This window comes from Methylobacterium haplocladii, assembly GCF_007992175.1.
GTDB lineage: Bacteria > Pseudomonadota > Alphaproteobacteria > Rhizobiales > Beijerinckiaceae > Methylobacterium > Methylobacterium haplocladii.
The window spans coordinates 1-12,853 of record NZ_BJZT01000054.1; the positions used below are offsets into that span (position 1 = coordinate 1).

Annotated in this window: 6 protein-coding genes, 2 tRNA genes and 4 pseudogenes; 5 read left to right on the forward strand and 7 right to left on the reverse strand. The window is 59.9% G+C overall.

The genetic code is table 11. The features are described from left to right. The first annotated feature begins 101 nt into the window (after window positions 1-101). From MHA02_RS21055 to MHA02_RS21065, 3 genes are all read left to right on the forward strand, one after another. Window positions 102-1,499 carry a Hint domain-containing protein gene (locus MHA02_RS21055; RefSeq protein WP_147082455.1) on the forward strand — a complete coding sequence of 466 codons (1,398 nt, stop codon included), beginning with the start codon at window positions 102-104 and terminating at the stop codon, window positions 1,497-1,499. 1,041 nt (window positions 1,500-2,540) lie between these two features. Beyond that, window positions 2,541-2,897 (forward strand): helix-turn-helix domain-containing protein, encoded by a 357-nt coding sequence (locus tag MHA02_RS21060; protein ID WP_147082457.1) that lies wholly within the window; start codon window positions 2,541-2,543, stop codon window positions 2,895-2,897. Between the two features lie 984 nt (window positions 2,898-3,881). Then, complete coding sequence (locus MHA02_RS21065) at window positions 3,882-4,100, forward strand: hypothetical protein (RefSeq protein WP_147082459.1); 219 nt, start codon at window positions 3,882-3,884, stop codon at window positions 4,098-4,100. Window positions 4,101-5,037: 937 nt separating this feature from the next. Here the strand turns inward: MHA02_RS21065 and MHA02_RS21075 are convergent. The 5 genes and pseudogenes from MHA02_RS21075 to MHA02_RS21100 form a co-directional block, all read right to left on the reverse strand. Next, window positions 5,038-5,365 (reverse strand): annotated as a pseudogene (locus tag MHA02_RS21075) (integrase core domain-containing protein); the annotation flags it as partial. A gap of 275 nt (window positions 5,366-5,640) precedes the next feature. Continuing rightward, window positions 5,641-5,840, reverse strand: a pseudogene (locus tag MHA02_RS21085) (transposase); the annotation flags it as partial. Window positions 5,841-5,953: 113 nt separating this feature from the next. Further along, a complete protein-coding gene (locus MHA02_RS21090) occupies window positions 5,954-6,949 on the reverse strand; it encodes a hypothetical protein (RefSeq protein ID WP_147082463.1) in 996 nt (331 codons plus the stop codon). Between the two features lie 201 nt (window positions 6,950-7,150). Then, window positions 7,151-7,479, reverse strand: a pseudogene (locus MHA02_RS22765) (transposase); the annotation flags it as partial. A 473-nt stretch (window positions 7,480-7,952) separates the two neighbouring features. Next, window positions 7,953-8,029, reverse strand: a tRNA-Met gene (locus MHA02_RS21100). Between the two features lie 445 nt (window positions 8,030-8,474). Here MHA02_RS21100 and MHA02_RS21105 point away from each other — a divergent pair. Beyond that, window positions 8,475-8,561 (forward strand) — tRNA-Leu (locus MHA02_RS21105). A 140-nt stretch (window positions 8,562-8,701) separates the two neighbouring features. Next, a pseudogene (locus tag MHA02_RS21110) lies at window positions 8,702-8,986 on the forward strand (IS481 family transposase); the annotation flags it as partial. Window positions 8,987-9,094: 108 nt separating this feature from the next. Here MHA02_RS21110 and MHA02_RS21115 read toward each other — a convergent pair. Both MHA02_RS21115 and MHA02_RS21120 read right to left on the reverse strand, forming a co-directional pair. Beyond that, window positions 9,095-10,348 carry a glycosyltransferase family 4 protein gene (locus MHA02_RS21115; protein WP_238180519.1) on the reverse strand — a complete coding sequence of 418 codons (1,254 nt, stop codon included), beginning with the start codon at window positions 10,346-10,348 and terminating at the stop codon, window positions 9,095-9,097. Between the two features lie 244 nt (window positions 10,349-10,592). After that, window positions 10,593-11,873 (reverse strand): nucleotide sugar dehydrogenase, encoded by a 1,281-nt coding sequence (locus tag MHA02_RS21120; protein WP_147082465.1) that lies wholly within the window; start codon window positions 11,871-11,873, stop codon window positions 10,593-10,595. Window positions 11,874-12,853 lie beyond the last annotated feature (980 nt).

Genomic DNA, 12,853 nt, shown 5'->3' on the forward strand with positions numbered 1-12,853 from the left:
TTAGATAATAGTATGCTGTAAAAGCAGTTCGCATGAACGCCTGCGCAAATTCGTGAAGCGCAAGTACGGCAGTGTTCGAATCAAATAGGGGGACCATATCAATGGCCGTAAACTTTAATAACACTGTCTATGGTGCCGGGTTTGTCGGGCAGGACGACGGCGCGCCAGGAGCGACATTCGGCATCGACGCCGTCTCGACAGGCAACATTACTGTGAGCGGCACGATCACCCGAGCTGGCGATCCTGTCACGATTACGGGCACGCTGCCTGGCGGAGTCGCCTCCGGCAACGTCAATACACTGTATGCGACACAGTTCGATAATACTGGCATGATTCAACTTTCGGATAGTGCTAATCCTACCGATGAATCTAATCGTTATGTGCTTTCCAATACGGCCCTTTCTCCCCGGCAGAGAGTTACTTTTAATGCCGAACCCAACGGGCCTACGCAGTATCAGCCCGTTTGCTTTGTGGCCGGTACGCGCATTCTCACGGCGGGCGGCGAAATCGCCATCGAAGATCTGCGAGTTGGCGACCAGGTCGTCACATCCTCGGGCGAGCGGCGCGCGATCCGTTGGCTCGGTCACCGCACGATCGAGTGCAACAAGCTTCGCAACCGAACCGACGCGCTGCCGATCCGCATTTCCGCCGGCGCCCTCGGTGAGCACCGCCCCTCGCGCGATCTCCTCGTCTCTCCCGCCCACGGTCTCTGCTTCGACGTGATGGGTGAGATCCTCGTTCCGGCCGTTGCGCTGGTAAACGGCACGACCATCACGCAGGAGGACGTCGAGCTCGTGACCTACTGGCACGTCGAGCTCGACAATCATGACATCCTGGTCGCCGAGGGCCAGCCCTCCGAGAGTTATCTCGACGTGGGCAACCGCGGCTTCTTCGTCGAGGGCGATGTCATCAATCTGTACAGCGGCCCCGATGGCCACGCGGCTTCACGGGCGCGTGCTGATCAGTGCAGGCCACTTCATACTGAAGGCGCTTTCGTCGAGGTCGTCCGTGCCCAGCTGCGGGCACGCGCCGAGCGACTCGGCTGGCGGCTCATCGATGAGCCGTGGGCGGACTTGCACCTCATGGTGGATGGCAAGCGCATCGAGGCCGACAAACATGGTTTGGTCGCCCGCTTCCCGGTGCCGGCCTCAGCCAAAGACATATGGATCGTTTCCCAAACGAGCGCCCCGTGCGAAATTGGGCTGAACGCGGACCCGCGCCGCCTCGGGGTCTGCCTGGACAGCATCGCGATCGACGACGCTGAGAGTGCAAAGAGCTTGATAGCGCTCGACGACGTTCTGTTGTCGGATGGCTTCTATCAGTTCGAGGAAAGCGGCCACCGTTGGACGGCGGAACGGGCACGGCTTCCGGCCGCGTTGCTCGAAGGTCGCCGCGGTACTGTTTTCCTGCGTATCGAGCTTGCGAGAGGGGCCCTGCCTCGCTGGGTCGCGACACGGAAGGGCGAGGCAGAACGCGATATTGCGGCGATGGCTGCCTGAGCCAGCGAAGGCTCGACAAGCCCGCCCGGCATACGCCGCGGCGGGCTTTTCTCGTCACTGGAAGCCGGCTTGCCAACATTCCGGCGGGAGATAAAACCTTAACAAAATCAATCTTCTGAAAAAATCTGGATCCGTGCGATTCGTCCCTGATCTTTCAGGCTGCAGCGGAGCTCGCAGCGTCTGTCCGAGATCGTCGATAGAGCGAGCGACAGCCTCGAAAGAGCGTGTCACAACATCGCCGGAAGCTTTCACCGGCCGCGATAGTGCGCCGGGAGTTTCGGGAGAGGCATTAAGCAGGCTCGACCCATCTGAGCACAGCCGCCAGGCGCTCTGCCTGTGGCCTGGTCAGGCCCGAGGACACCGCGTCCCCGTTGCGCAGAATGGTACAGGTGCCGTCAGAGGCGACCCGGATCTTGATCGAAGCCATGACACGCACCCCCTGGCCGCTTCGCGACCGTTGGATCCAAGCTTAACCGTTTCTGAACGCGAGACCAGCCCAAGCATGGCCATATTCCCCGGTGCCCCAGGATTTTTGGCGCTTCCGGGACTTGAGCGGACCGCTTGCCGCGGGCGCTTTCCAGCGTCGGCCTGCTGATTCGCTCTCTCGATCAGAAACCACCGGCCGTCCCACCGGAGGTCGGACGCTCCGCAGGGTGGCGGCTTCTACGGTTGGTCCGGGCATCGATCGTGAAGGCCTTCGCCTTTCCGGCGGCGGCTGCAGCGATCGGTACAGGCGTGTCCGACCCGGTAAGCGCCAATACCTGTGGTGTGGTGAGGGCTCGCGCGCCCCGACAATGCGAGAGACCCTGTTCGGCCCTTCACGCTGCTGGAGTTGCAGGGGTCGAGGCGGCAACGTAATCATAGTTGCATCGGGCGAATTCCTGCGAGCCATTCGGGTACCCCATTCTTGATTGCCCTTTTTCAGTCGTTGGGCGCGCCCGTTCGGGACCATTCGGAGGGGAGATCGCAAAAGAGTTGCTCACGGGAACGTGAAAAGCCGGTAGGAATATGCGCGACTCAGCAGCCCAGGACGCCAGACGCATGAAGCAAGTTACCGACACCGACCGCGCGATCGGCGAACGGATCACCGCGGCCCGGAAGCTCGCGGGCCTCTCGCAGACCACCCTGGCGACCGCGATCGGTGTCACCTTCCAGCAGGTGCAGAAATACGAGAAGGGGCTCAACCGCATCTCGGCCGGCAAGATCGTCGAGATCGCCAAACTGCTCGGGATCGGCCACGCCGAACTGCTCGGTTCCCAGGATGATGGGTCGGCGCTGCCATCGTTGTCGCGGGCGGCCGTCACCCTCGCCCAGGCTTTCGACCGTCTTCCGGAAAATACGAGCAAGGCACAGTTGCGTCGGCTCGTGATAGCACTAGCCGAAGATCTCGGAAAGTAACGCGATAATGACCGAAAATCGGCCACGACATCTTTGGGTCACGCCGACGATGAGCGGCGATTTGCCAGAGCATCGAAGCGCTGGCATGATGTGCCGCGGAGGCACAGATGGTATTACCGTATCAGTTCCGGCAACTTAAACAACTTTCTGCAGCACCGTAATATTTGAATTTTGAATTCAAATTTACTCGCGTCTTTGGATTTCCAGATTGTTGTCGAGACGATCGAAGGCTTCCGATACGCTTGAGTCGATGGTTTCGAGTGTAGTTTAAGAGATCATTCTATTCCGAGGCCGCGATCGATGATCGTTTCGACTGCGTCGGTTCCAGTGCAGGCTGCTTCGCACTGTCCGAGAAGGAAAAGGCGCCCCTGCTTCTCGTACCCAAGGACGTCGGTTCAGCGTCCTGACGCACGGTCCGGTGTGGCCCGGGCTCGTCCTGCTGCGGTGCGAGACTCTGCCTAAGATCAATGCTTTAAGGGCGGGCGCTGGAGATAACTTCTCTAGTAAAGATTCAGTAATTATCCGTAAAAACTTTCATTATAAATAGATGACCTTTATGTTATTTCAAATTATACCTATCGATATCCAATTTTGACTTGCTTTCCCCGTGCATCAGATAGTTATTCTGATTTACTACCAATAGAATACGAGATTATTTTCGAATGCTCCGCGATTTTATGATTATATCCGCATTTCGGTCGCTCATCATTCTCGTGCGTTGCAGAAATCCGACAGGATTATCGTTCTCGACGATGCGAATATGATATGTTACCATGACTCCATGGGAAATGTTCAGATTTTTCGCCGCGCACGTGTGCATGAGCTTCTGAGGGCCAACGCATGTGATCGGGGGGATAGTCGCTGGATCGATCCATGTGATGGCGGCGGCGCTGGGGCAAAGCCGACGGGTGCCGGATCCCCCTCTGTTCCGCGGCCCATCGTCAGGCCGGTATCGTCACCCGGCAGAGAGGTCGGGCTCGAGGCATGACCACGCGCCAACGCGTAACTCGGAAAGCGGAAACGGAAGAGGCCGTCGACACGCCGGGCCTGCGGCTTGCCGAGCATGCCATCGGCCTCTGGCAGGCGGCTCAGGATGTTGGCGACCCCGTCGTGATGGAGGCGCTCAGGCCACTGGTGGTTCACATCGCGCGCTCCCTCGCCCGCGACGTCATGAATGGTGTGGAGGACGAGACGGCGCATTGAACGTCGCCCGCTGCCAGCTGCAGAAAGCTTCGGCGCGATCTCCGCTCTTGTGACGTTGAAGGCGTCGGTTTGTGAAGGCCACCGGCCGTGCGGTTGCGTGAAGGTCCGACCGGACGCGGCCGGGTCGAAGATGGAAACGCAATCGCAACGGTTGCTCGACAAACTGTCGCCGAACAGCCATGTGAATGTTCGGTGTGTCATCACGCACTGGCCCATCTCAAAGACATTAGGGAAAGCATGACTCGCAATCGCGAGCGGCGGTCGTTCACCGTCGCAGCCAAGTCGAGCGGCCATCAAGGCTTCGTCTCCATCCCCGCCAAGGCGCCTCGTGTGCCGCTGCCCGCTGCCCGCAAGCCCCTTGCTCTCGGCCCGTGGGCCGTGCCGGACGAGGTCGCGCCCGCAGCCGTGCCGTCGGTCCCGGCCGATGCCGAGCCCCGTCGCATCCTGCCGAACCTGAACGCCTGGGAAGCTCCGGCGCCCGAGCCCGCGCCCGAATTCGCTCCCGAGCCGCCGCTCCCCCGGGTTCGGCGCCCTGCACTGCAGAGCACGCTCGACGGCGCGCCGCGCCGGAGGGGGAGGCCGCGGAAGGTGCCGCTGCCCACGGAAACGCCTGCGCCTGCCATGCAGGAACCGGAACCCGCTCCCGTTCTCGCCGCCCCCCGGGTCGAGCCGCCGCCAGCGAGGCCGGCGCCCGTTTCGCGACAGGCCCGACCCGCAAGCGAGACATTGCGGCTCGGCGAGCGCTGGAAGCGGCGCCTTCCGCGTTCCTGCTGGTAACCGCCGTCGTGCAGTTTGCCGCTCGATGGGTTGGTACCGACGGCGGGCTCGAACCCGCACAGCCTCGCGACGGCAAGATTCTAAGTCGGGTGCGGCCGCTTAACAGTCACACACGATCTATCTCGCGGACGCGACCTAATTCGCTATAGCGCTTAGCCTTTTAGATGCGCGGTCCCATGGTGTGCTGTGATGGATCGAACTTGAACCGAGCGGGTTGCTCACTCCAGGTCCTGCAGACGATCCCATAGGGCGTGAGGCCGCGCAGGGTCTTGATCTGGCGTTCCGTGATTGTAGGCGTCGACGAAGAGCTGCAGGCAATGGCGCAGGGCGTCGTGGCTTCCATAATGGTAGCGCTTGACGGTCGCGTCCTTGATCGTGCGATTCATGCGTTCGACCTAACCGTTCGTCCACGGGCGGCGCGGCTTGGTCGTTCGGTTCTCGATCTTGTTCTGGTTGCAGGCCCATTCGAACGGATGCCGGTCGTAAAGGCGCGGCTCGTCGCACTCCGCCTAATACACGCTTTGCCCTGGCCTCGGCCTGCTCGCTGACCGGCGTGGTGTCGACGAACGGCTCGTCGCCGTCGGTGTCAGGCAACAAGGCGATGTCGTGGCGCTGGAATCAGCGATACAGGCTTGATCGGCGCAATCGTCGGCTGACGGGCGTCGCGGACCGCCCCATGTCGGCTTCGTGATCGATGCCCTGGAGCAGGCGCTTCACGAACGCCGACCCCTCCAGGGCCGCGAGCTCGTGCATCAAAGCGACAGACCGCCGCCCAGGGCGGCAGGTCGTTGGGCATCCAGCGCCATGGCGCGCCCGCCTTCACCACGTAGCGCAGCCCGTTGAAGACTTCGCGCAACGGGTGCGCTGATCCGCGTCTTCGCGCACCAGCGTCAGATACGGCGCGACCAGCGCCCATTCGTCATCGGAGACGTCGGACGGATAGGCTTTCCGGATCGAGCTCATGCCCGAGCATCTGAGTCATCGGCCGGAGAGGCTCATAACAGCCTCTAGGCTCGGAGATCGAGCGAGGCTCCCAAACCGCATTCAGGTAAAATTATGGCATATCACCGCAAAAATCAGTAGTATTGGAACGTCACGACGCTCGTGGGGAAGCCAGAAACCCGAGCATCGCGTCGATATCGGCTGAAGCTTTTCCATGTGTCGGACTGGAATGCGCCACTACGCATCTCCGTCCCCATAATGAAGACCCCCGACGGGAAGCGATTGTAAAAATTCTTCATAAGAGAAATTTTCAGCATCCAGCCTACGCCTGGGCTTTCAATAGATCCACCTTCTATATAGTAGAGTAAATTGCCAATTTCTACACCGGAAAAAGCCGACAATGTTTCATTGTTGCTCCGCAATATTGAACAAAATGAATTTTTTTTTATAAAAATCGGCCTTAAGAAAAGCCCTGTCGTCGTAAAGATTTTTGATGAGGAAACATTCTTGCGTTTATACATTACAGATTTAGCTTTTAGAACGGACGGGACCAGATTGAATGAACTTAAACCCCATCTTGTTTCTACTATGGCATCGGGATATTTCTCCCGAGCTTTTCTTAGATTGCGCCTTACGTTGTGGCATAGATCACGCTCGTACGTCTCCCATGAGTCCCATTGCGAGAATTTCACACCAGCAACAGTGTAGCTGCACACACTTTGTACCGCTGTGCCACTAAGCATCGCGATCTGACTCTCGCGTGGCGGCTCGATACTGAAATTGTTCCCATAGATATACTGCCCCGGGCCAAGTTCTGACAATAAAGCTTGCAAACAGGCTTGCCATAGATAATAATATTCAGGAAGTATCTGCAGTCCATCTGTGGTCATTGCTCTATTGTGTTTTAGGCTGACTCCAATCAAGCATTGACCAACTTTGACCTGAGCGACAGGGCTCTGCAGGTAAAAGCTGAAGCGTAGAGTTCGTAGAGATAAATAATTGCTGAATTGCCAAAACTTCGACCAATTGTTGAGGCTGCGATAGGACGCGCCGCAATCTTCGGCGAATGTGTTCCAAGCGGCGTCCGTGCTTTGAGTTCGTTTGATTGTGACAATAGGCGTTGACGACAATTGCGCCCTCTCAGTTCAAACGACCGGGTCTCAGTTCTGCAAGCGATTGTTTTGTCAAATTTTTATCTGCTTCGTCACGGGTTAGCAACCGATGTTGTTGTTCTGACGTCGATGTATTCACAATCTCCAGGATCGGTTCAAAATACCTAGCTTGTGGCGCGGCAAAACACGAATTAAACTGTCTAGTTGGGGACTCATGCAGGTCCAGGCAATGACACAGGGGACGAGCGCGACGGCAGCCAGATAGTTGCAGGGCAAGCGGTCATAGCGGGTCGCGACACGTCGCCGGTCTTGAGATGGCCGAACAGGCGCTCGATGCGGTTGCGCCGCGGATATGCGATCCAGCTATGCTCGTAGGGCGCCGTCCGGGTGGCCGTGGACGGGATGGTCGCGATCACCTTGCAGCTCTTCAGCCAATCCCTCAGGCTCTGTGCGTCGTAGGCCCTGTCGGCAATCAGGCGTTTGGGTGGAACGACGGCTTGCAGCAGCGGCAGCGCAATGCCGATGTCGGCCACGTTGCCGGGTCCGAGCAGCCAGCCGTCGCCGCTGATGGATCCCGACCTCAAGACCCAGCCTGACGGACGTCGTCGTCACGGCATAGGGGCGGCCGGCGAGCACACCGAAGCCCGGAACGCGGCAGGCGCCCCTTCCGTGCGGCTCCGGGGCGATGTCGACCAGGATCTGGAGGTCGTCGAGCGACGTGCATACGAGCGTGGTATCGCGCTCGATCCCGGAAGCGTCGACGTAACGGCCCGGCAAGCTCACATCCTGGGATGCTAAACCTTTCGCGGATGGAAAAGCGCCACGACTCGACACGAAGGCGTGAGACTTTTCCCGACGTAGGATAGGCCATTCGGTCTTGCGGAGTTTGCGTGATCCCAAGGCCGCCTGTCCGAACGCCCTCCAGATAGTCATGGCGCGAAATCGCAGCCCGAGTTCGGCCCGAGAGCGAAAAAGCCCCCGCGAATGCGAGGGCTGTTTTGATCTAAGTCATTGAATCGATTGGTAGCGAGGGAGAGATTTGAACTCCCGACACAAGGATTATGATTCCTCTGCTCTAACCAACTGAGCTACCCCGCCATCCCTCGTCACCGGCCATCACGTCGATATGCGATCACCAGCCCGATAAGCGGCGATATAGGGAATGCGGCTCGGCGGTGTCAACGGATCGTGCGACCTGTTCCAGGGTGATCGATGACGTTTGTGCGGGCTTCCGGCCGCAACAGGCCCGTTCCGGGCGGCTCGTCGCGCTTCGCAGGCGCAACCACGGTTTCGGGTGATGTGCCACGCGCCGTTCACGATGCATTTCCGCAAGAGGATTGCTGCCGTGTCGGTGCCAGCACTCTCCCGCACAGTGCGGTCCCCATGAAGACCCAGGGTGATGTCTCGTACGAAACGCGACCGGACCGCCTGCCGAAAATCCGGCAAGCTCTTGTCGTCGGACACGGAGGCCTCGTTCGAATGGGTCCGGGCTCAGGCTGGCCCGCTTGATCTGCAGACGCCCCGCGACTACCGCTCTGAGCGGGCGGACGTGGCGGAACCGGTAGACGCACGAGACTTAAAATCTTGCGGCCGCAAGGCCGTGCGGGTTCGACTCCCGCCGTCCGCACCAATACTGAGCTCGTTTCGGGGCCAGGCTCTGTCGGCTCCGGGTAACGCTGCGGGTAAAAGAGCCAGCAGGGCAACGCGCTCAAATCTGAGTAAAAGCGCCGCTCCCGGCACAGGGAGGGCCGATCGCGGAGCCTGACATGGCTGACCGGCCGGCAGATCGCCGGTGACCTTGCCGTCTCGTCGGCCACCGTCAGCCGGGTGCTGCGCCTGCACGGCTTGGACAGCATCCGCGATCTTGAGCCGCCCGAACCGATGCGCCGCTACGAGCGCGACAAACCGGGCGAACTGATCCACATCGAGAAGCTCGGCCGCTTCGCGCGTACCGGCCATCGCATCACCGGCGACCGTACCCGCCAGAGTTCAAGCTGCGGCATCGGCTGGGAGCACCTGCACTTGGCCGTCGAAGAGTGCCGCGTCGCAGCCTTCGGCGCGAGAGGGCGAAGAAGAAGCCCTCGACGGCGTTGAGCCAGCAGGCCGAAGTCGGGGCGACGTGGAAGGTCCAGCCGGGATGAAGCCTCCGTCCGCTTCAGTGAACTATTTCACATGCTCCATGATGGACGCCCGGGAACGGAAGGGCCGCTTGATCCGGGCGATCCAGGATTGCTTTCCCGATTGCTCCAGCAGGTCGGCGTAGAACGTGGTGAGGGTCGCCGCTTGGTGATTCCAGGCGAATTGGGAGCATACCCGCTCATAACCCAGAGCTCCCATCCGCTGGCGCCGGCTCGGTTCGCTGAGCAGGAGATCCATCTTGCTCGCGAGGTCCATCGGGTCGTTCTTTGCGGCGTAGAGAGAGGCTTCCCCGGCCGAGGCGCGCCCCTCCGTCACGTCGAACTGTACGATCGGTAATGAGAAGGCCATGTATTCGAGGATCTTGTTCATGGTCGACTTGTCGTTCATGGCGTTGACCCGGTCCGGGTTCACCCCGACATCGGCCGTCGACAGCACGGAGATCAGTTTGGCGTCCGGGACTCGACCTAGGAAGTCCACATAGGCGGATACGCCGCTTTCCTCTGCGTATTGCTGAGCCTGATGGAGCGCCGGACCGGCGCCGACGATGCAGAACTGCGTATCCGTGCGGCCCTTGACCGTAACGAGGTGGCGGATCGCGTCGATCAGCAGATCCAGGCCCTCCTGGTTGCCGATCACGCCGACATAGGCGATCAGGAGGTCTCGCCCCTTCAACAGGGTCGGATCCCGCTCGCCTTGCTTCAGGCGCGTCAGGTCGGGGCCGCTTCGGACTACCGCGACGCGATCGGGCCTCATCCCTCCGCGTTCGACGGCGATGCGGCGGTAGCTCTCGTTCGTCGCGATCGATGCATCGGCGACAGCGAACGTGAGTCGCTCCGCGGTGAGGAGAACCTGGCGGACGAGTTTGGCGCCCAGCGTCTTCGGATCGAATTTCGCTTCGAACAGCTCCGGGCAGATGTCGTGATGATCGAACACGAACTTTACGCCCAGCAGCTTGAACGGGAACGCGACGAGGAAGATCAGGTCTGGAGGGTTACAGGCATGGATCACGTCGAAACGATGCTTGCGGAATATTTTCCACGCGAGACGTGTCTGATGGAAGAAGGCCGTCGCATACTCGGCGATGTAGCCGGTCGATGACGCGGCTTCGGTCAGCGGGTGCCGATGGATCTCGATTCCGTCCAGCACCTCGTAGGGACGGTCATAGCCCTTCATCTGGGGACAGATGACGCTCACTTTCGCACCTGCGTCACGAAGGGCACAGGCTTCCTGCCAAACCCGCCGGTCGAAGGGCACCGGCAGGTTCTCGACGACGATCAAGATCGTTCCGGTGACAGAACGGAGGGGGCGACGCGCAGGGGAAGCCTCTTCGATCGCAAGCGGAGCGTTCACGAGCACCGTTCCTTATTCACGGGTTGAGTCTTCGCCGCACCGGCCGGCATGGAACAACGCGAGCAGCCCCTTCGCTGGAACGCAAACCGCCGGAGCGGACGCCGATTCCAGGATCGCACACCTGGAATCAGGGATTTGGAAGCCGACTTGACTCGACGTGAGCGGGTACTGCCTAGGTCCGGCGCTCGGCGCGCATGAACTCGCGCAGGTTGAACCGTTGCTTGGCCTGCGTATGTAGCCCGAGTTCGTTACCGGATGTATCGACGACGAGATCGTAGAGAGTCGTCTCGGCCTCGCGCCGAGCGATCAGCAGATTGCTGAGCTCCGGCAACTGCGAGTACGCGTAGCCGAGGTTCTGGCCGAGCAGGTGTTCGGCACGGACGTTCGGATCGTAGACTGAAACTTTGAAGCCTGCGTTCAGGAGTTTGCGCGCGAGATCGACGTTCGGGCTTTCCCGAAGATCGTCGGTATTTGGCTTGAACGCTAGGCCGGTGAGCAGCACGAGCGCACCGGGTGCCACGCCGTTGATGCAGGACTGAAACACGAAATGCTTGTGCGCCTCGTTCGTCCTGATGATCGAGTCGACCACCGGGGTGTTCGCACCGATGTCGGAGGACAGGTACTGGAGGGCGCGAACATCCTTCGGCAAACAGGAGCCGCCGAAAGCTCCGCCCGGTCGCAGGTAGTAGGACGAGATGTTGAGCTTCGTGTCGGAAACGAAAATTTTGTAGACCGTCTCGGCATCGATGCCGAGGTTGTAGCACAAGCGGCCGATCTCGTTGCCGAACGAGACTTTGAGGGCGTGGAAGGTGTTATCGACGAACTTCGTTAGCTCCGCCTCTTTGAAGCCGGTGTAGAAGCGCTGGGCCGTGAGTTTTGCGTACAACCGCTCGATCGTATCGGATTGCGCGCCGTCTGCTGTACCGACCACGATCTTCGGCGGATTGTCGTAGTCGAAGATCGCCACGCTCTCGCGCAGGAACTCGGGGTTATAGACCAGCTCAATTTTGTTTCGGATGTCCTTCAGTGTCGCCTGCAGGATCGGCGTCACGAAATTTTCCATCGTGCCGGGCCTGACCGTGCTCCTGTACACAACCGTAAGAGGCGGTCCGCGGCGGTCTTTACAGGCTACGGCGATCTGCCGTGTCACCTCTCCGACAAAGGTCATGTTGTGCGAGCCGTCGGTGCCGCTCGGGGTACCGACACAGACCAGGGCCAAGTCGCAGGATGCGAGAAGACCGTCCGCTAGCTGCGAAGCATGAATCCGGCCCTCCGAGACACCCGTCGCGATCAGTTCAGCGAGGCCGGGCTCCTTGATAGGGCAACGGCCGGCCAGCAACTCCTCGACCTTATGAGGGTTCGTGTCGATCCCGATCACCTCGTGATCGTCTCTTGCTAGGCAGCCGACAGCGGTGAGGCCGACATAACCGAGTCCGAAGACTGCAACTTTCATAGGTTACCTCGATAGGACAGCGAACCGATGCGTATTTGATAGAAGGCCCGAATTCATATTAGCCGCCGCTACGATGACTAGCTCGTCCCTGCGACGGCTCTGAAAACTTAAATACTGTGGCACCGCAACAAGAGCTACTCTGTATTCAGACGAACTTTAGTCAAGCAGGATCGCGCGCCAGAGATTGTCGGACACTGACGTGCCTGATTTCCGAGGACGATTTGGCGCTTCGCTATTTCGGGATACCCGAACAGGGCGGGAACTGGATTCGAAGATCCATGCGCTCTGAAAGCAGGTCTGGAACTCCCGCCGACCGAAAATTTTTGCCCGGGCCCTCAACGGAGCAGCGTGGGCTCTGCGGGCGAGATTTAGTTTGCTGAACGCGAGGACGTTAGCTTCCGGGGATGGGACAGTCTCGGTCGGGATAAGCTGTCATCGCGCCGGGCGCGCCGTTATTTGATGCCGGGCTTTTCCAAGTCATTGGCCTGCCCGAGCGCCACCGCTAAACCTATATTTGGTCGTCGGAACTGTAATGCCACCGGGAATCGCTAGTTTTAACCACTGTGGGCCATTGGATGATTGCGAAGGTTGCAGACCGACCGTTGGCGCTCGTTGAGAGCCGTACCCGACCCGGGTGCATCGGGCCGCGTCCCTCCACCTTTGCCTTGACGTACCTTCTTTCTACCAACCGGCATCCACATGGTCGGAAAGCGCTCTAACAAGTGGTCGAGGGAGCATCACGTCCGGCACGCTCGCGGTCGCGGCACGTAAGCCCGACGTGTCGGTCCGAGACCGCGGCTTCAAGGCACGAGCCGCGTCACGGTCGCCGAATGGCGAGACATCGCCGCGCTAAGACGCCTCTCGATACACCCCCTGAGAGAGTGATCGTCGTCCGATGATCGGTAGTTAATACCGAGTGGTACGGCCGCCACGACGTCTCTGAGGACGATAGTGTCGAAGGCCTCGAAAAGCTTCGTCTC